Source organism: Pinisolibacter sp. DMC100 (genome assembly GCF_056313705.1).
Genome location: NZ_JBQUZT010000002.1, coordinates 390,121 through 405,979 on the forward strand (window position 1 = coordinate 390,121; position 15,859 = coordinate 405,979).

General features: G+C 69.5%; 17 protein-coding genes. 7 read left to right on the forward strand and 10 right to left on the reverse strand.

Translation table 11 applies throughout. The features are described 5' to 3' along the window. Window positions 1-33 precede the first annotated feature (33 nt). The gene (locus ACT541_RS10690) at window positions 34-1,155 is read left to right on the forward strand and encodes a glycosyltransferase (RefSeq protein ID WP_476136679.1); all 1,122 of its coding nucleotides are present in this window, start codon (window positions 34-36) and stop codon (window positions 1,153-1,155) included. 6 nt (window positions 1,156-1,161) lie between these two features. On the opposite strand, the gene ACT541_RS10695 is transcribed toward ACT541_RS10690, so the two are convergent. The 5 genes from ACT541_RS10695 to ACT541_RS10715 are packed head-to-tail and all read right to left on the reverse strand — an operon-like array spanning window position 1,162 to window position 5,316. Beyond that, window positions 1,162-2,376: a molybdopterin molybdotransferase MoeA gene (locus tag ACT541_RS10695; RefSeq protein WP_476136681.1), complete on the reverse strand. Its 1,215-nt coding sequence runs from the start codon at window positions 2,374-2,376 to the stop codon at window positions 1,162-1,164. A gap of 4 nt (window positions 2,377-2,380) precedes the next feature. Beyond that, complete coding sequence (moaC, locus tag ACT541_RS10700; protein ID WP_476136683.1) at window positions 2,381-2,869, reverse strand: cyclic pyranopterin monophosphate synthase MoaC; 489 nt, start codon at window positions 2,867-2,869, stop codon at window positions 2,381-2,383. 5 nt (window positions 2,870-2,874) lie between these two features. Continuing rightward, window positions 2,875-3,666, reverse strand: coding sequence for an indole-3-glycerol phosphate synthase TrpC (gene trpC / locus ACT541_RS10705; RefSeq protein ID WP_476136684.1), 792 nt, complete (start codon window positions 3,664-3,666; stop codon window positions 2,875-2,877). A gap of 8 nt (window positions 3,667-3,674) precedes the next feature. Then, complete coding sequence (gene trpD / locus ACT541_RS10710) at window positions 3,675-4,688, reverse strand: anthranilate phosphoribosyltransferase (RefSeq protein WP_476136686.1); 1,014 nt, start codon at window positions 4,686-4,688, stop codon at window positions 3,675-3,677. A gap of 22 nt (window positions 4,689-4,710) precedes the next feature. Then, window positions 4,711-5,316 carry an anthranilate synthase component II gene (locus tag ACT541_RS10715; protein WP_476136687.1) on the reverse strand — a complete coding sequence of 202 codons (606 nt, stop codon included), beginning with the start codon at window positions 5,314-5,316 and terminating at the stop codon, window positions 4,711-4,713. 189 nt (window positions 5,317-5,505) lie between these two features. Here ACT541_RS10715 and ACT541_RS10720 point away from each other — a divergent pair, with 189 nt between their 5' ends. Continuing rightward, window positions 5,506-6,345: a hypothetical protein gene (locus tag ACT541_RS10720; protein WP_476136689.1), complete on the forward strand. Its 840-nt coding sequence runs from the start codon at window positions 5,506-5,508 to the stop codon at window positions 6,343-6,345. Here ACT541_RS10720 and ACT541_RS10725 read toward each other — a convergent pair. Next, a complete protein-coding gene (locus ACT541_RS10725) occupies window positions 6,321-6,899 on the reverse strand; it encodes a hypothetical protein (RefSeq protein ID WP_476136690.1) in 579 nt (192 codons plus the stop codon). The genes ACT541_RS10720 and ACT541_RS10725 overlap by 25 nt on opposite strands. A 149-nt stretch (window positions 6,900-7,048) precedes the next feature. Between ACT541_RS10725 and ACT541_RS10730 the strand changes: the two genes are divergently transcribed. Further along, complete coding sequence (locus ACT541_RS10730; protein ID WP_476136692.1) at window positions 7,049-7,786, forward strand: ankyrin repeat domain-containing protein; 738 nt, start codon at window positions 7,049-7,051, stop codon at window positions 7,784-7,786. On the opposite strand, the gene trpE is transcribed toward ACT541_RS10730, so the two are convergent. Together trpE and ACT541_RS10740 are read right to left on the reverse strand one after the other, a co-directional pair. Next, on the reverse strand, window positions 7,780-9,297 hold the full coding sequence (gene trpE / locus ACT541_RS10735; protein ID WP_476136694.1) for an anthranilate synthase component I: 1,518 nt from the start codon (window positions 9,295-9,297) through the stop codon (window positions 7,780-7,782). The two genes, ACT541_RS10730 and trpE, sit on opposite strands and share 7 nt — an antisense overlap. Before the next feature lie 16 nt (window positions 9,298-9,313). Then, entirely contained in the window at window positions 9,314-11,209 is a 1,896-nt protein-coding gene (locus ACT541_RS10740) for a peptidylprolyl isomerase (protein WP_476136696.1), read from the reverse strand. Window positions 11,210-11,447: 238 nt separating this feature from the next. On the opposite strand from ACT541_RS10740, the gene ACT541_RS10745 reads away from it, so the two are divergent. After that, entirely contained in the window at window positions 11,448-11,936 is a 489-nt protein-coding gene (locus ACT541_RS10745) for a hypothetical protein (protein ID WP_476136698.1), read from the forward strand. A 126-nt stretch (window positions 11,937-12,062) separates the two neighbouring features. After that, window positions 12,063-12,803, forward strand: coding sequence for a triose-phosphate isomerase (gene tpiA / locus ACT541_RS10750; protein ID WP_476136700.1), 741 nt, complete (start codon window positions 12,063-12,065; stop codon window positions 12,801-12,803). A gap of 90 nt (window positions 12,804-12,893) precedes the next feature. On the opposite strand, the gene ACT541_RS10755 is transcribed toward tpiA, so the two are convergent. Beyond that, the gene (locus tag ACT541_RS10755; protein ID WP_476136701.1) at window positions 12,894-13,304 is read right to left on the reverse strand and encodes a DoxX family protein; all 411 of its coding nucleotides are present in this window, start codon (window positions 13,302-13,304) and stop codon (window positions 12,894-12,896) included. Window positions 13,305-13,432: 128 nt separating this feature from the next. After that, a complete protein-coding gene (locus ACT541_RS10760) occupies window positions 13,433-13,684 on the reverse strand; it encodes a hypothetical protein (RefSeq protein ID WP_476136703.1) in 252 nt (83 codons plus the stop codon). Here ACT541_RS10760 and secG point away from each other — a divergent pair. Then, a complete protein-coding gene (secG, locus tag ACT541_RS10765) occupies window positions 13,658-14,071 on the forward strand; it encodes a preprotein translocase subunit SecG (RefSeq protein ID WP_476136705.1) in 414 nt (137 codons plus the stop codon). The genes ACT541_RS10760 and secG overlap by 27 nt on opposite strands. 159 nt (window positions 14,072-14,230) lie before the next feature. Then, window positions 14,231-15,859, forward strand: a complete 1,629-nt coding sequence (locus tag ACT541_RS10770) for a CTP synthase (protein WP_476136707.1) — start codon at window positions 14,231-14,233, stop codon at window positions 15,857-15,859.

Sequence of the window (15,859 nt, forward strand, 5' to 3'; positions counted from 1 at the left end):
CCTCAACCATTAGGAGCGAATGTTTGACGGACCATGAAGTCTCGTTCGGACGCCGCGATGCCGCTCGCCCAACCCCATGCCTTTGCTCCGGAACCCGCCGCGCGGATGCTGGCGCGTCCGTGCGAGCCGCTCTCCGACGAGGCGCTCGTCGCGGCCCTCGGCGACAGCGGTCGGCATCTCGCGGCGGCGTTGGCGGCGCGCGAGGCTCCGGAGCGTCACGAGGACGTGCCGGCCGAGGGGCCGCGCGTCGCGGTGCTGCTGCCGTGTTTCGACGAGGCCGCCTCGATCGCTCGCGTCGTGGCGGACTTCCGCGCGGCGTTGCCGGCGGCCCGCATCTGCGTCTTCGACAACGGCTCGACCGACGGCACGGCGGAAATCGCCCGGGCCGCGGGTGCCGAGGTCTTCCTCGAGCGGCGGCGCGGCAAGGGGGCGGTCGTGCGGCGGATGTTCGCCGACATCGACGCCGACGTCTATCTGATGGCCGACGGCGACGGCACCTACGATGCCGCCTCGGCGCCGAAGCTGGTCGCGGCGATCGCGGAGGAGCGCGTCGACATGGCGATCGGCACCCGCGCCGACGTGCGGCGCGAGGCGCATCGGCCGGGTCACGCCTTCGGCAATGCGGTCTTCAATCGGCTCTATGCCGGGTTCTTCGGTTCGGACTACCGCGACATCTTCTCGGGCTACCGCGCTTTCTCGCGGCGCTTCGTGAAGAGCTTTCCGGCGCTCTCCGACGGGTTCGAGATCGAGACCGAGATGAGCGTCCATGCCGGGCAGATGATGCTGCCGGTCGTCGAGATCGAGACGCCCTACGGGCGGAGGCAGGAGGGGTCTGCCTCGAAACTGTCGAGCCTGCGCGACGGCTGGCGGATCCTGAGGACCTTCGCCTATCTCCTCAAGGAGACGCGGCCGGCGGCCTTCTTCGGCCTGCCGGCGTTTGTGCTGACTATCGCGGCGCTGGTGCTCGCGGTGCCGCTCTTCGTCACCTTCGCCGAGACCGGCCTCGTGCCACGGCTGCCGACGGCGGTGCTCTGCGTCGGGATGATCCTGCTCGCGGGACTTTCCGCCACCTGCGGCATCGTGCTCGACAGCCTCGCCCGCTCGCGCGCCGAGCACAAGCGGATGCTCTATCTGGCGGTCGCCAACGGCCGCTGAGCGCCCTCAGACGTGACGCAGACGGATGATCTCGACCGGTTCGCCGGCCTCGACCGCGCGGGCGTGGATCGGCCGCACGATGAGTGCGTCGGCATCGGCGAAGCGCGACAGCAGCGAGGAATCCTGACTGTCGAGCGGCATTGCCACCAGCCGGCCCTCGGCGTCGTGACGAAGGGCTGCGCGCAGGTGGTCGGCGCGTTCGTCGTTGGCGGGCATGGCGCGACCGGCGATCGCGGTCTCGCGGGCGAGACCGGCGGGGCCGCGACCGGCCAGCGCCGCGACCAGCGGCGCGACGAAGCGCAGGCCGCAGACCAGCGAGGCGGCGGGATTGCCGGGCAGACCGAGGACGCGGATCGGTCCGCGGCGGCCGAACATCAGCGGCTTGCCGGGGCGCATCGCCAGCTTCCAGAAGTCGAAGGCGACGCCTTCGGCCTCGAGCGCACGGTGGACCAGGTCGTGATCGCCCATCGAGGCGCCGCCGAGGGTGACGAGCACGTCGATCTCGGCGGCGAAGGCGCCGGCGATGGCGGCGCGGGTGGCGGCGAGATCGTCGCGGACGATGCCGAGATCGACCACCATGCCGCCGGCGTCCTCGACGAGTGCCGCGATGCCGTAGCCGTTGGAGGCGACGATCTGGTCGGGGCCGGGCACGGTGCCGGGCGGCACCAGTTCGTCGCCGGTCGCAAGGATCGCCACACGCGTGCGGCGGCGGACCGGCACCTCGGCATGGTTCGCCGAGGCGACGAGGCCGAGATTGGTCCAGTCGAGCCGGGTGCCGGCCGCGAGGATCGGCTGGCCTTCGCGGAAGTCGATGCCGGCGGCGCGGACGTGGCGGCCGGGGGCGGCGGCGTCGGCGAAGACGACGTGATCGCCGTCGCGCGTCGCGTGCTCCTGCATGACGACGGTGTCGGCGCCCTCCGGCATCGGCGCGCCGGTGAAGATGCGGATCGCCTCGCCGGCGCGGAGCGGTCGGTCGTGGGCATGGCCGGCGGCGGCTTCGCCGACGATGGCCAGGCGGGCGCCCGGGGTGGTCGCGTCGCGCGCGGCGAGCGCCCAGCCGTCCATCGCGGCGGCGGTGAAGGGCGGCTGCGTGCGGCGCGCCGTGAGATCTTCGGCGAGAACCCGGCCGTTGGCGGCGGCGAGCGCGACGCGTTCGACCGAGACGGGCGAAACGTCGGACAGGAGGCGCGTCAGCGCGTCGTCGACCGGGGTCAGGGCCATGGGATCACTCAGCCTTCCATTCGCCGGACTTGCCGCCGGACTTCTCGAGCAGGCGGACGCCGCCGATCACCATGCCGCGGTCGACCGCCTTGGCCATGTCGTAGACCGTCAGCGCCGCGACCGAGGCCGCCGTCAGCGCCTCCATCTCGACGCCGGTCTGTCCCTTGACGCGGGCGAGCGTGGTGATCCGGATCCCCGGCAGGCTCTCGTCGGGGACGAGGTCGACGGTGACCTTGGTCAGCAGCAGCGGATGGCAGAGCGGGATCAGCTCGTGCGTCTTCTTCGCCGCCATGATGCCGGCGATGCGGGCGACCGCCAGCACGTCGCCCTTCTTGGCGTTGCCGGAGAGGATCAGCGCCAGCGTCTCGGGCTTCATCGTCACGGTCGCCTCGGCCACCGCCGTGCGGGTCGTCTCGGCCTTGTCGCCGACGTCGACCATGTGGGCCGCACCGGTCTCGTCGACATGGGTGAGGCGGGAGCCGGTCGCGGTCATGGGGTTCACCTTGCAAGCAGTTCGCGGGTCGCAGCGGTCACGTCGGCCTTGCGCATCAGGCTCTCGCCGACCAGGAAGGTCGAGATGCCGACGGCCTCGAGCCGGGCACAGTCGGCGGAGGTGAAGATGCCGCTCTCGCCGACCAGCAGGCGGTCGTCGGGAACGAGCTTCGCCAGCCGTTCGGAGGTCTCGAGCGAGACCTCGAAGGTCTTGAGATTGCGGTTGTTGACGCCGAGCATCGGCGAGGCGAGCCGCAGCGCGCGCTCGGTCTCTTCCTCGTCGTGGACCTCGACCAGCACGTCCATGCCGAGTTCGAAGGCCGCGTCCTCGATGGCCTTCGCCTCGTCGTCGGTGAGCGAGGCCATGATGATCAGGATGCAGTCGGCGCCCCAGGCGCGGGCTTCCAGCACCTGATAGGGCTCGAACAGGAAGTCCTTCCTGAGCGCCGGCAGCGACACGGCGGCACGTGCGGCGGTCAGATACTCGGGTGCACCCTGGAACGACGGCGTGTCGGTCAGGACCGAGAGGCAGGCGGCGCCACCGGCCTCGTAGGCGCGGGCGAGTTCCGGCGGATCGAAGTCCGGGCGGATCAGACCCTTGGAGGGGCTCGCCTTCTTGATCTCGGCGATGAGGCCGCGCCTGCCTTCGGCCTTCTCGGCGCGCAGCGCGGCGAGGAAGCCGCGCGGGGCGTCGACGTCGGCGATGCGGGCACGCAGCTCGGCTTCCGAGACGCGCGCCTTGGCGGCGGCGATCTCCTCGCGCTTGTAGAGCTCGATCTTCTTCAGGATGTCGGCCATCGTCCGCCTCAGGCGTTGGAGGCGATGACGAGGGCATCGAGACGCGCCCGCGCCGAGCCGTCGTCGATCGCCTTCGCGGCGCGGGTCACGCCTTCGGCGAGGGTCGCGACCTTGCCGGCCACCACCAGCGCCGCGCCGGTGTTCATCAGCACGATGTCGCGATAGGCACCCGGCGCGCCGTCGAGCATGGCGCGCAGCGCCGCCGCATTGTGGGCACCGTCGCCGCCCTTGAGGGCTTCGGCGGGGTGACGCGGCAGGCCGACGGCCTCCGGCGAGACCACGAAGGTGGTGATCTTGCCGGCCTTCAGCTCGGCGACATGGGTCTCGCCGGTCACGGTGATCTCGTCGAGCCCGTCGGAGCCGTGGACGATCCAGGCGGCTTCCGAGCCCAGCGCCGCGAGCGAGTGGGCGATCGGCTCGATCCAGGCGCGGGCGAAGACGCCGGTCATCTGCCGCTTGACGCCGGCCGGGTTCGACAGCGGTCCGAGCAGGTTGAAGGCGGTGCGGGTGCCGAGTTCGACGCGGGCCGGGCCGACGTGCTTCATCGCCGCGTGGTGCGACGGCGCGAACATGAAGCCGACGCCGGTGTCGCGGACGCAGCGGGCGATGTCGGCGGGGGCGAGGTCGATCTTGATGCCGAGGCCGATCAGCACGTCGGCGGCGCCGGACTTCGACGACAGCGCGCGGTTGCCGTGCTTGGCGACCGGCACGCCGCAGGCGGCGGTGACGAAGGCGGAGGCGGTCGAGACGTTCCACGAGCCGGAGCCGTCGCCGCCGGTGCCGACGATGTCGATGGCGTCGGCGGGGGCGTCGACCCGCAGCATCTTCTCGCGCATCACCTCGACGGCGCCGGTGATTTCGTCGACCGTCTCGCCGCGCACGCGCAGCGCCATCAGGAAGCCGCCGATCTGGGCGGGCGTCGCTTCGCCGGACATCATCACGTCGAAGGCGGTGCGGGCCTCGGCACGGGTGAGGCTGGCGCCGGTCGCCACCTTGGCGATGAGGGCCTTCAGATCGGTCATGGGACTACGGGCTCCGGACGGTTCAGGCGGCGCGGCGGTCGCGGGTGCGATCGTTGAAGTCGCGGGCGATCTCGAGGAAGTTGCGGACGAGCTTGGTGCCGTTCTCCGAGGCGATCGACTCGGGGTGGAACTGGACGCCGTGGACCGGGTGCTCGACGTGCATCAGGCCCATGATCAGCCCGTCGTCCGACGAGGCGACGGGCGCGAGGCACGCCGGCAGGCTCGAGCGCTCGACGATCAGCGAGTGATAGCGGGTGCCGGTGAAGTCGGCGTTGAGGCCACGGAAGAGGCCGCGTCCGTCGTGACGGATGGTCGAGGTCTTGCCGTGCATCAGGTGCGGCGCGCGGATGACCCTGCCGCCGTAGGCCTGGCCGATCGACTGGTGGCCGAGGCAGACGCCGAAGATCGGCATGCGGGCGCCGAGCCGTTCGATCGTCTCGAGGCAGATGCCGGCCTCGTTGGGCGTGCAGGGGCCGGGCGACAGGATGACGCCTTCGGGATCGAGTTTCGCGACCTCGTCGACGGTGATCTTGTCGTTGCGCACGACCTTCAGCTCGACGCCCTCGGCGCCGATCAGATGGACGAGGTTCCAGGTGAAGCTGTCGTAGTTGTCGACGACGAGAAACATGCGGCCCGATGCCCCGGCAATGAACGTGGTCGAGAGATAGCCGGGGAGGGCGGCTTTGTCACGCACGAGGGTGCGGCTCGCGCACCGCCGCGACGGCCGGAACGCGTCGCGGGGAGAGAGGTGCGACTTTTCCGCACCCTTTGAAATCGGTGGGACAATGGTGGCATCATGCAACCGAGAGGTGATCCGATGCCGCTGTCCTCCCTCCATCCCACGCCGGCCGCCCGCCGTTCGGCGATCCTCGCCGCCCGCGTCGACGCGTCCGCCGCGCGACTGCTCGAAGCGCTCGAGCGCTCCCGATGGAATCCCGACCAACCACGCATCCCGGCCGGCGAGACCGGCGGCGGGCGATGGACCGACGGAAACGGTTCGTGGACCGGGGGCGACAGGCCGCCGAGGTCCGACCGCATTCGGGTGGCGGATGCTTCCCCGAGTCCTTCACCCGAGTTTCTCGCCGAGTTGAAACGCCGGATCGACGCCGCAGACGAGCGACTGGCGATTGCCTACGCCCGCGCCTCGTCGGGGCTCGAGATTTCTCATGCGGAGATCGACAGAGCCCAACTGGCCGTCGCCGAAAAAGCGGTCGCGGAAATCGGGTCCACGGAATGGGCTTGGGGGACGGCAAAAGACAATTTCCGGGCTGGTTCGTACAAGTGCAATCTGTTCGTGTTCGATGTCCTGAAGAGCGTCGAAGCCGATCCGCCGTTGGCCAACGGCGGGAGACTCTACAATTGGTTCGGTTTCGGCGTACCGAAATATCCGGTCCTGGCGGGTCAGTGGGGTGATCCTGCATTCCACGTCGACGGTTGGGACATCGTCGAGGGGAGGCCCGCAATCGGCGACATCATTTCGGCGCCGAGGTGGTCTCCGGTCTCGACGGGACATGTCGGCATCTTCGTCGGATACGACGGTGGGACTCCGATGTCGGTCAGTGCGAAGGATCGCGTCGTCGAATTCGGCAAATGGCCCTTCGATGATCCGAAAAAGGTCTATCGTCTGCGACGCTATCGTGGAGTTCGCGCGCCATGATCGGACGAGTGCCACGCATCGCGGCCTACGCCCTCGCCACGATCGTCGCTCTCGTCGGCGTCGCAATCGCTGCGATCCTCGCCATCGATCGCTTCGCCGAGGAGTACCCCGACCGGTTCAGATATGTCGGCGTATGGATCGAGGACACCCTCGGCATCGGCGACCTTGCCGACCATTTCGCCGTGGCTCTCGAACTGGATCGGCCGGAAGCGCTGTTGCGCCGTCTGCTCCGCCACGACGGGGCGGTCGAGACCGAGATCGCCGGACACACGCTTCTCACGCTCGCCTTCGACTCGCCGCCGACGCGTGCCGTCTCTCCGCAGACGCTCGCCGTCATTCTCGAGGCGGGGGCCGATCCGAACCGACGCGACGCCGACGGCAGGCTGCCGATCGTCGAGGCGGGACGGTATACCGATCCGGCGCGCCTCGCACAGCTCCTCGATCACGGCGCCTCGGCCGACGGTCGCGATCATCGGGGGTATCATGCCGTCGACGTCGTCCGTTCGGGACAGAGCTCCGATCTGGGTGCGTTCGTCGGACTTCTCCTCGATCATGGCTTCGACCCTTGCGCCCTCGTTCGGCCGCCCCTGCCGGAATCCGCCGTCGCGAAACCACTCCGTGTGTGGCTGGCCGAGCGGAAGCTCCCCGACCTCGCCGCCCGCGCCGAGGCGGCCTGCGCGGCGAAGGGCGGGGGCGGAGTGCCATGACGACCTTTGCTCGGCGTATCCTTCGCATCGCCGCCTACGCGCTCGCCACCCTCGCCATCGTGGCCGGTTCGGCGTTCTGCCTCGCCTTCGCCCTCGACGAAACCTGGGCGCGTTGGCCGCAGCAGACGGAACTCGTCGAACTGTGGGGACGCGAGATCCTGCGCATCGGCAAGCCGATCGATCGCTACGGTGGCGCGCTGGCCAATGACGGCGGCGAAGGCCTGATGCGCTTCATGCATTGGACCGGCTTCGATCCGAACGCGGAGGCGACCGGCTGGACGGTCTTGACCCTCGCGCTCGACATCCCGCCGGGGGACACGGTCACGCCGGCAAAGCTCGCCATCATCCTCGAGGCCGGTGCCGATCCCGGCCGTCGCGACGGTCGCGGTGCGTCGCCGATCGTGCTGGCGGCAAGCAACGGCCGCATCGACCATCTGCGCCTGCTCCTCGACCACGGTGCTCGACCCGACGCGACGAGTTCATGGGGGGAGAACGTCCTCGACGGCCTGGCGGATCGGGATGCCCCATTCGTCGCGGACGCCGTCGACCTGCTGCTCGGTCGGGGGCTCGATCCATGCGCGACGGTCGGCGCGAAGCGCGATGTCGCCGTCCGTAGACCGATGGCGGCATGGCTGGCCGAGCGGACGCTCCCCGACCTCGCCGCCCGCGCCGAAGCGGCCTGCGCGGCGAAGGGCGGGGGCAGAGACGGCGCCGCGGCGCCGCCCGCTCACTGACCGCGTTTGGCGCCTTGCGCGAAGCGGACGGCTTCTTCCGCGGCGCGGAAGAGGGCCTTGGCCTTGTTGACGCATTCGGCCTGTTCGGAGGCGGGGACCGAATCCGCCACGATGCCGGCGCCGGCCTGGACGTACATCTTCCCGTCCTTGATCACCGCGGTGCGCAGCGCGATGCAGGTGTCCATCGCGCCGTCGGCGGAGAAATAGCCGACGCAGCCGGCGTAGAGCCCGCGCTTCTCCTTCTCGAGCTCGTCGATGATCTCCATCGCCCGCACCTTCGGCGCGCCCGAGACCGTGCCGGCCGGGAAGCCCGCGGCGAGGGCGTCGAGTGCGTCGTGCGACGAGGAGAGCCGTCCCGTCACGTTCGAGACGATGTGCATCACTTGCGAGTAGTACTCGAGGAAGAACTTGTCGGTGACCTTGACCGAGCCGATCTCGGAGACGCGGCCGACGTCGTTGCGGCCGAGGTCGAGCAGCATCAGGTGTTCCGACAGTTCCTTCGGATCGGCCAGGAGATCGGCCGCGTTGGCCTTGTCCTCGCCCGGCGTCTTGCCGCGGGGGCGGGTGCCGGCGATCGGGCGGATGGTGACCTCGCCGTCGCGCACGCGGACGAGGATCTCCGGCGAGGAGCCGGCGACGCAGAAGTCGCCGAAGTCGAGGAAATAGAGGAAGGGCGCGGGGTTCACCCGGCGCAGCGCGCGGTAGAGCGCGAAGGGCGGCAGGGTGAAGGGGGCCTCGAAGCGCTGCGACAGTACCACCTGGAAGATGTCGCCGGCCTTGATGTACTCCTTCGAGCGCTCGACCATGGCGCAGTATTCGTCGGCCCCGGTGTTCGACACCATGGGCACGTCGAGCGAGACCTCGCCGCCTTCCCAGGCCGACTTGTCGACCGGCTGGTCGAGCGCGTCGATCACCGCGGTGATGCGGTCGACGGCGCGGGCATGGGCGTCCTTCGCCGAGACGCCGGGTTCCGGCGTGACGCGGGTGACGACCCAGATCTCGTCCTTGACGGCATCGAAGACCAGTTCGGTGCGCGGGCGCACCAGGATGGCGTCGGGCAGGCCGAGGACGTCGGGGTTGGGCGCCCCGATCTCCTCCATCTGGCGCACCATGTCGTAGCCGAGATAGCCGAACATGCCGGCCGACATCGGCGGCAGGCCCTCGGGCATCGCGAACTCGTTGGCGTGGACGAGGGAGCGGATGACGTCGAGCGAACGGCCCTCGACCGGCTCGAAGGCGGTGCGGTCGGCGGCGAAGCGGCGGTTGATCTCGCCCTTCTCGCCGTGCGCGCGGAAGACCAGATCGGGATCGAAGGCGATCATCGAATAGCGGCCGCGGACGGCGCCGCCCTCGACCGATTCGAGCAGGATGCAGTGGTCGCGGCCGCGGGCGATCTTGACGTAGGCCGAGACCGGCGTCTCGAGATCGCCCACCAGCGTGGTCCACACCACGGTCGGATGCCCCGCGTCGTAGCGTTCGGCAAGGGCTTCGAGCGAGGGTTCGATACGCATGGTCTACTCTCGATGATCAGTCGCGGGCGCGGCCGGTGACGCGGTCGACGACCGCCGGGTTCATGGTCACGCCGATGTCGGTGCGGACCTGTCCGAGCCAGGCCTCGAGCAGCGAGTTGCGCAGCGAACCGGAGATGCGGCTCGCCGCCGTCTTGGCTTCCTCGCTCTCGGCGAAGAAGGCGGGCGGCGTCACGTCGGCGACCTTGAGCAGCATCGTGTCGCCGCCCTCGAGGGTGACGGTGGCGACGTGGCCCTCGGGACCGGCGAAGGCGGCGGCGACGGCCTTGGTCGACAGGCCCTCCGGCGGCTCGGCGCGCTTGAAGGCGGGCGACGTCTTCACCTCGAGCCCGGCCGACTTGGCGACGGTCTCGAAGTCCTCTCCCTTGGCGAGGCGATCGGTCAGCGACTTGGCGGTCTCGCCGAGGCGGCGGGCGATCTCTTCCGTCTTCCAGGCGGCGGCGACGCGGTCCTTGACCTCGTCGAGCGTCTGGTCGCGGGCCGGATCGATCCGGGTCACGGCGTACCAGAGGAAGCCCTTGCCACCGAGGTCGATGGCGTCGTTCTCGACGCCGACGTCGCTCTCGAAGGCGCCCTTCAGCACGTCTTCCCAATGCGGGACGCCCTCGACCGGCTTGCCGTCGGCGAGGCGACCCTGACGATCGACGCCGTCGACGGTGCGCACCTTCATCGACAGGCGGGCGGCGACCTCCTCGATCTTGGCTCCGCCGGCGAGTGCGTCCTCGATCTGGTCGTGACGCGTGAGAACGTCGTTCTCGGCGCGGCGGGCGGCGATTTCCTTCTTCAGTTCGGGCGCGACCTCGGCGAAGGGCTTGCTGGAGCCGGCGACGCGGTCGGCGAGCTTCAGGACGACCGGGCCGAACTTGCCTTCGACCACGCCGGAGAGGTCGCCGACGGCGGGGATGTCCCAAGCGGCGTCGGCGATCGCCGGATCGGCGAAGGCGGAGCGGGCGAGAAGGCCGAAGTCGATGTCCTCGGCCTTCTGGCCGAGTTCGACGGCGGCCTGTTCGAAGTCCTTGCCGCCCTTCACGGCGGCGATGAAGGCTTCGCCGGCGGCGGCGTCGGCGACGTGGACCTGGAACACGCGGCGCTTCTCCTCGACGGTGAAGCGGGCCTTGCGGGCCTCGTATTCGGCCTTGGCGTCGTCGTCGGAGACGTCCTCGGGACGGGCGATCGAGGCGGGGTCGAGAACCAGCACCGACAGCGCGCGGCGCTCGGGCGCGCGGAAGGCGCGGGCGCGATCGGTGAAGAAGGTCTTCAGCGTCGCCTCGTCGGGCGAGGCGATCTCGCCGAGGCCGGCCGCCGAGAGAACGGCATAGCGGATCGAGCGGGTCTCGTTGCGGAAGGTGTCGAGCGCCTCGACCAGCACCTTCGGCGCCGGCTGGCCGCCGGCCATGCCGTCGAGCAGCTGGGCGCGCAGCATGTCGGCGCGGCGGCGGGCGATGTAGATGTCCTCGTTCCAGCCGTTCGAGCGCAGCAGCTCGACGAAGCGGGTGCGATCGAAGTTGCCGGTGGCGTTCTTGAAGTTCGGATCGCGCAGGATGTCCTCGCGGATCGTCGCGTCGGAGACCGCGAGCTTGTCCAGCCGCGCCGCCTCGCCGATCGTCGCCTCGGTGACGATGCGGGAGAGGATCTGCTGGCCGACGCCGGTCTTCAGCGCCTCGTCCTTGGTGAAGGGCCGGCCGGCGCGCCGCGCGATCTGCTGGACCTCGCGATTGTAGTCGTGGTCGAGCTCGGCGACGCCGATCTCGCGGTTGCCCACGTGATAGGCGGTGTTCGAGCCGAAGCCGCGGAACACGTCGGCGATGCCCCACACGCCGAACGAGACGATCAGCAGGCCGAGGAGGAGCTTGGAAATCCAGGTGGAGGCGCCGCGGCGCAGGACGTCGAGCATGGGGGGCGTGGGTCCCGTGGGTACGTGTTCGAACCGCCGGGACGAGCCCCCGGCGCGGGCGGGCGGATCATAGGAACGCGCGTCGCGAGTGGCAAGGCGGCAGCGCCGTCCGCGCCGAGAGGACGCGGACCGGCGATCGCATCGCACCTTCGGGGGGCTTGGGCAAGGGGCCGGTTCGGGCGAAAGTGACTTCCCGTCGCCCGACCCTCGGGCTCCGATTCGTCCGCGGAGGACCGCGATGCAGCCGACCGATCTGTCCGCCCATCCCGTGGTGCGGCTCGCCGCCGAGGACGTCCGACGGGTGCCGATGATGGGCATCGCCGTCGGCATCGCCATCACCGCGACGGTGCTGTCGATCATCGAGAAGAGCGCGCTGATGCCGTGGATCGTCGGCGTGATGTGGCTCGCCGTCGCCGGCACGGTGCTGGCCGTCCTGCCGATCGCCAACTCGCTGACGCTGACGCCGGAGGGCTTCCGCGTCCGCGTCCTCGGCTTCCTCGGCGGGTCGGTCGCCTGGTCCGACGTCGAGGCGGTCGAGGCGGGCGAGGGCTGGGCGGGGGCGGCGGTCGTCGTCCATCTGCGCGAGGGGGCGGCGGCACGCTCGTTTCCCGGCCTGCCGCGCGATCCGACGCTCGGCGTCTCGTCGCTGGTCGACCACTACGGCCGCGATCCGGAGGAACTCGCCGGCGAGATGGAACGCCGCCGTCGCGCGGCTTCGGGTGCGTGAGGCACGTCTTCGTCATCCGTAATGCCGCGAGGTGAGGCATCGTCATGCCTCCCTGCCGTTGCGGGGAGGCGGCCGCGTCTGCTACTTCGGCGCGGGGCAGAAACGATCGACATCGAGGAGAGCGCCATGAAGCCGCTCGTCGCAGGCAATTGGAAGATGAACGGAACCACCGCGTCGGTCGCGGAGTTCGAGGCGATGATCGCCGGCTACGGCGCGGATCTCGCCGCCAAGGTCGAGCTCGCGATCTGTCCGCCGGCGACGCTGGTCGCCCGTCTCGCCGCGGTCGGCGGCCCGATCCCGATCGGCGGCCAGGACTGCCATGCCAAGGTCTCCGGCGCCCACACCGGCGACATCGCCGCCGAGCAGCTCAAGGACGCGGGCGCGACCTACGTCATCGTCGGCCATTCCGAGCGTCGCGCCGATCACGGCGAGACCGATGCCGTCGTCAAGGCCAAGGCGGAAGCCGCGGTGCGCGCCGGCCTCGTCGCCATCGTCTGCGTCGGCGAGACGGAAGCCGAGCGCAAGGCCGGCACCACGCTCGACGTCGTCGGCACGCAGATCGCCGGCTCTCTGCCGGCCGGCATGACGGGCGCGACGCTGGTCGTCGCCTACGAGCCGGTCTGGGCCATCGGCACCGGCCTCGTCCCGACCCTCGCCGACGTCAAGGAAGTGCACGACTTCATCCGCGCCAAGCTCGTCGGCCTCTACGGCGCCGAGGGCGAGAAGGTCCGCATCCAGTACGGCGGTTCGGTCAAGCCGTCGAACGCCAGGGAGCTCTTGTCGGTCTCCAACGTCAACGGCGCGCTGGTCGGCGGCGCCTCGCTGAAGGCCGCGGACTTCCTCGGCATCGCCGCCGCCTATCTCTGAGCGCGACGATCCCTTCCGAACACGACGAAGGCGGCCCGGGGGCCGCCTTCTTTCGTTCTGGACGGGGTTGCGGAGAGGTCGTGCCGACGATCAGCCGCGCTTTTCGTCGAGCGAAAAGGCGCCGGGACCGGCGAAGACGAAGTAGAGGAAGACGAACGAATAGAGCGCCGCCAGCTCGCCGCCGTTGAGGATCGGGAAGAAGTTCTGCGGGGCATGCGCCATGAAGTAGGCGACCGCCATGAAGCCCGACAGGACGAAGGCGACGGGGCGGGTGAAGAGGCCGATCAGGATCAGCACCGAGCCGACCACCTCGAGGAGAGCGGCGACGCCCATCATCGAGAAGATCTGACCGGAGAGGAGGTTCAGCCCCTCGAACATCTTCACCGCGGGGAAGTGGAAGAGCTTGGCGAGGCCGTGCTGGAGGAAGAGCAGGGCGGTCGCCACTCGCAGCGCGGCGAGGGCCTTGGGGGCGTGGGGGGCGAGCTTGTCGGCGAAAGACATGGGGGAAACTCCGTTCGATGATCCGGTTCGGTCCAAGGGGCGGCGAGGGGGGGCGCCGCTTGCTTCGAGAATGACCATGCCGCATGCGAACCACTCGCACGAGACGGCACGACGACGACGGATCGTCGTCACGGGTCGAACAATCGATGGTGATGCATGTCGATCGTTCGCATCACGGCGTCGTGATGAACGCCGATCCGATCGGCGTGTGGGTCACTGGCGCGGGCGGGCGCGATCGTGTATGAGGCTCGTCGAAATGCGGCGTCGGCTTCGGCGCCCGAACAATCCAGAACCAGCGGCGCGGGGGATTTTCCCGGCGTCGTCGCGTTCGTTCGAAAGATCGGTCGGAATCGATGGAAACCGTCATCATCGTGATTCATCTGATGCTGGTCCTCGCGCTCGTGGGCGTGGTGCTCCTGCAGAAGTCCGAGGGCGGCGCGCTCGGCATGGGCGGCGGCGGCGGCGGCCTGATGGGCTCGCGCGGCACCGCCAACGTGCTGACCCGCACCACCGCGATCCTCGGCGCTGGCTTCTTCGCCACGTCGCTGATCCTGGCGATCCTCGCCGGTCGTCACGGCGACAAGCCGTCGTCGATCCTCGACACCGGCGCGCCGGCCTCGCAGACCGCTCCGGCGGGTGCGCCGGCTGCCCCGGCCGCTCCGGCGGGCGGCAACGGCATTCTCGATCAGCTGAACCAGATGCAGAAGGGCGGCTCGACCGCCCCGGCTCCTCAGGCTCCGGCCTCGGCGCCCGCTCCGGCCAAGTGACGGGGCGCCTTCGGGCGCACGCCTCGAACGGGACCGGGTGACCTTCCGTCTCCGGTCCCTTCTTCGTTGGAAGGTCCTCGCGACCTTTCGGTGGACAGATCCAGGGCCTCACTTTTCCCACTCGCGAATCGGGTGGCCCCCGAAGTATGGTCGAATCCCATGGCGCGGTACGTATTCATCACCGGCGGCGTGGTGTCTTCGCTCGGCAAGGGGCTTGCGTCTGCGGCCCTCGGAGCGCTCCTTCAGGCACGTGGCTACAAGGTCCGGCTCCGCAAGCTGGACCCCTATCTCAACGTCGATCCGGGGACGATGTCTCCGTATCAGCACGGCGAGTGTTTCGTCACCGACGACGGTGCCGAGACCGACCTCGACCTCGGCCACTACGAGCGCTTCACCGGACGGCCTGCCAACAAGCAGGACAACATCACGACCGGCAAGATCTACCAGGACATCATCGCCAAGGAGCGCCGCGGCGACTACCTCGGCGGCACCGTCCAGGTCATCCCGCACGTCACCGATGCGATCAAGGAATTCGTCGTCACCGGCAACGAGGGCTACGACTTCGTCCTGATCGAGGTCGGCGGCACCGTCGGCGACATCGAGGGCCTGCCGTTCTTCGAGGCGATCCGCCAGCTCGGCAACGATCTGCCACGCGGCCATGCCGTCTACGTCCACCTGACGCTGATGCCCTACATCCCGTCGGCGGGCGAGCTGAAGACCAAGCCGACGCAGCACTCGGTCAAGGAGCTGCGCTCGATCGGCATCGCGCCCGACATCCTGCTGGTGCGCGCCGACCGCCACATTCCGGAGAACGAGCGGCGCAAGCTCTCGCTCTTCTGCAACGTGCGGCCCTCCGCCGTGATCCAGGCGCTCGACGTCAAGTCGATCTACGACGTGCCGGCCGCCTATCACAGGGAAGGCTTCGACACGGAAGTGCTCGCCGCCTTCGGCATCGACGTGGTGCCCGAGCCCGACATGCACCGCTGGGACGAGATCTCCGACCGGATCCACAATCCGGAAGGCGAGGTCACGATCGCGGTCGTCGGCAAGTACACCGAGCTGCTCGACGCCTACAAGTCGCTGATCGAGGCGTTGACCCACGGCGGCATCGCCAATCGGGTCAAGGTCAAGCTCGACTGGGTCGATTCCGAGATCTTCGAGAAGGAAGATCCCGCGCCCTATCTCGAGCACGTCCACGGCATCCTGGTGCCGGGCGGCTTCGGCAAGCGCGGCACCGAGGGCAAGATCAAGGCGGCCTCCTGGGCGCGCAAGTCGAACGTGCCCTATTTCGGCATCTGCTTCGGCATGCAGATGGCGGTGATCGAGGCGGCCCGCAACATGGCCGGCATCGAAGGCGCCAACTCGACCGAGTTCGGACCCTGCGCCGCGCCGGTCGTCGGTCTGCTCACCGAATGGGTGCAGGGCAACGAGCTGCAGAAGCGCGAGGAGGGCGGTGCCCTCGGCGGCACCATGCGTCTCGGCGCCTACACCGCGCGGCTGGAGCCGGGTTCGAAGATCGCCGAGATCTACGGCAAGACCGAGATTTCCGAGCGTCATCGTCACCGCTACGAGGTCAACGTCGCCTATCGCGACGCGCTCGAGGCGGCGGGTCTTCACTTCGCCGGCATGTCGCCGTCGGGCGAGCTTCCCGAGACGGTCGAAATCGCGGATCATCCGTGGTTCATCGGCGTTCAGTACCACCCGGAACTGAAGAGCCGACCGTTCGAGCCGCATCCGCTGTTCACGTCGTTCATCGCGGCGGCGAAGGCGCAGAGCCGGCTGGTCTGA

What these genes read in the sequence shown, in the direction of transcription:
- trpE (WP_476136694.1), bottom strand. Translation starts at nt 9,297, where the DNA reads ATGCGTATCGAACCCTCGCTCGAAGCCCTTGCCGAACGCTACGACGCG.
- ACT541_RS10720 (WP_476136689.1), top strand. Translation starts at nt 5,506, where the DNA reads ATGCCGCTGTCCTCCCTCCATCCCACGCCGGCCGCCCGCCGTTCGGCG.
- ACT541_RS10755 (WP_476136701.1), bottom strand. Translation starts at nt 13,304, where the DNA reads ATGTCTTTCGCCGACAAGCTCGCCCCCCACGCCCCCAAGGCCCTCGCC.
- ACT541_RS10690 (WP_476136679.1), top strand. Translation starts at nt 34, where the DNA reads ATGAAGTCTCGTTCGGACGCCGCGATGCCGCTCGCCCAACCCCATGCC.
- ACT541_RS10745 (WP_476136698.1), top strand. Translation starts at nt 11,448, where the DNA reads ATGCAGCCGACCGATCTGTCCGCCCATCCCGTGGTGCGGCTCGCCGCC.
- ACT541_RS10725 (WP_476136690.1), bottom strand. Translation starts at nt 6,899, where the DNA reads ATGATCGAGGAGAAGTCCGACGAACGCACCCAGATCGGAGCTCTGTCC.
- ACT541_RS10740 (WP_476136696.1), bottom strand. Translation starts at nt 11,209, where the DNA reads ATGCTCGACGTCCTGCGCCGCGGCGCCTCCACCTGGATTTCCAAGCTC.
- ACT541_RS10730 (WP_476136692.1), top strand. Translation starts at nt 7,049, where the DNA reads ATGACGACCTTTGCTCGGCGTATCCTTCGCATCGCCGCCTACGCGCTC.
- tpiA (WP_476136700.1), top strand. Translation starts at nt 12,063, where the DNA reads ATGAAGCCGCTCGTCGCAGGCAATTGGAAGATGAACGGAACCACCGCG.
- trpC (WP_476136684.1), bottom strand. Translation starts at nt 3,666, where the DNA reads ATGGCCGACATCCTGAAGAAGATCGAGCTCTACAAGCGCGAGGAGATC.
- secG (WP_476136705.1), top strand. Translation starts at nt 13,658, where the DNA reads ATGGAAACCGTCATCATCGTGATTCATCTGATGCTGGTCCTCGCGCTC.
- ACT541_RS10715 (WP_476136687.1), bottom strand. Translation starts at nt 5,316, where the DNA reads ATGTTTCTCGTCGTCGACAACTACGACAGCTTCACCTGGAACCTCGTC.
- ACT541_RS10770 (WP_476136707.1), top strand. Translation starts at nt 14,231, where the DNA reads ATGGCGCGGTACGTATTCATCACCGGCGGCGTGGTGTCTTCGCTCGGC.
- ACT541_RS10695 (WP_476136681.1), bottom strand. Translation starts at nt 2,376, where the DNA reads ATGGCCCTGACCCCGGTCGACGACGCGCTGACGCGCCTCCTGTCCGAC.
- trpD (WP_476136686.1), bottom strand. Translation starts at nt 4,688, where the DNA reads ATGACCGATCTGAAGGCCCTCATCGCCAAGGTGGCGACCGGCGCCAGC.
- moaC (WP_476136683.1), bottom strand. Translation starts at nt 2,869, where the DNA reads ATGACCGCGACCGGCTCCCGCCTCACCCATGTCGACGAGACCGGTGCG.
- ACT541_RS10760 (WP_476136703.1), bottom strand. Translation starts at nt 13,684, where the DNA reads ATGAATCACGATGATGACGGTTTCCATCGATTCCGACCGATCTTTCGA.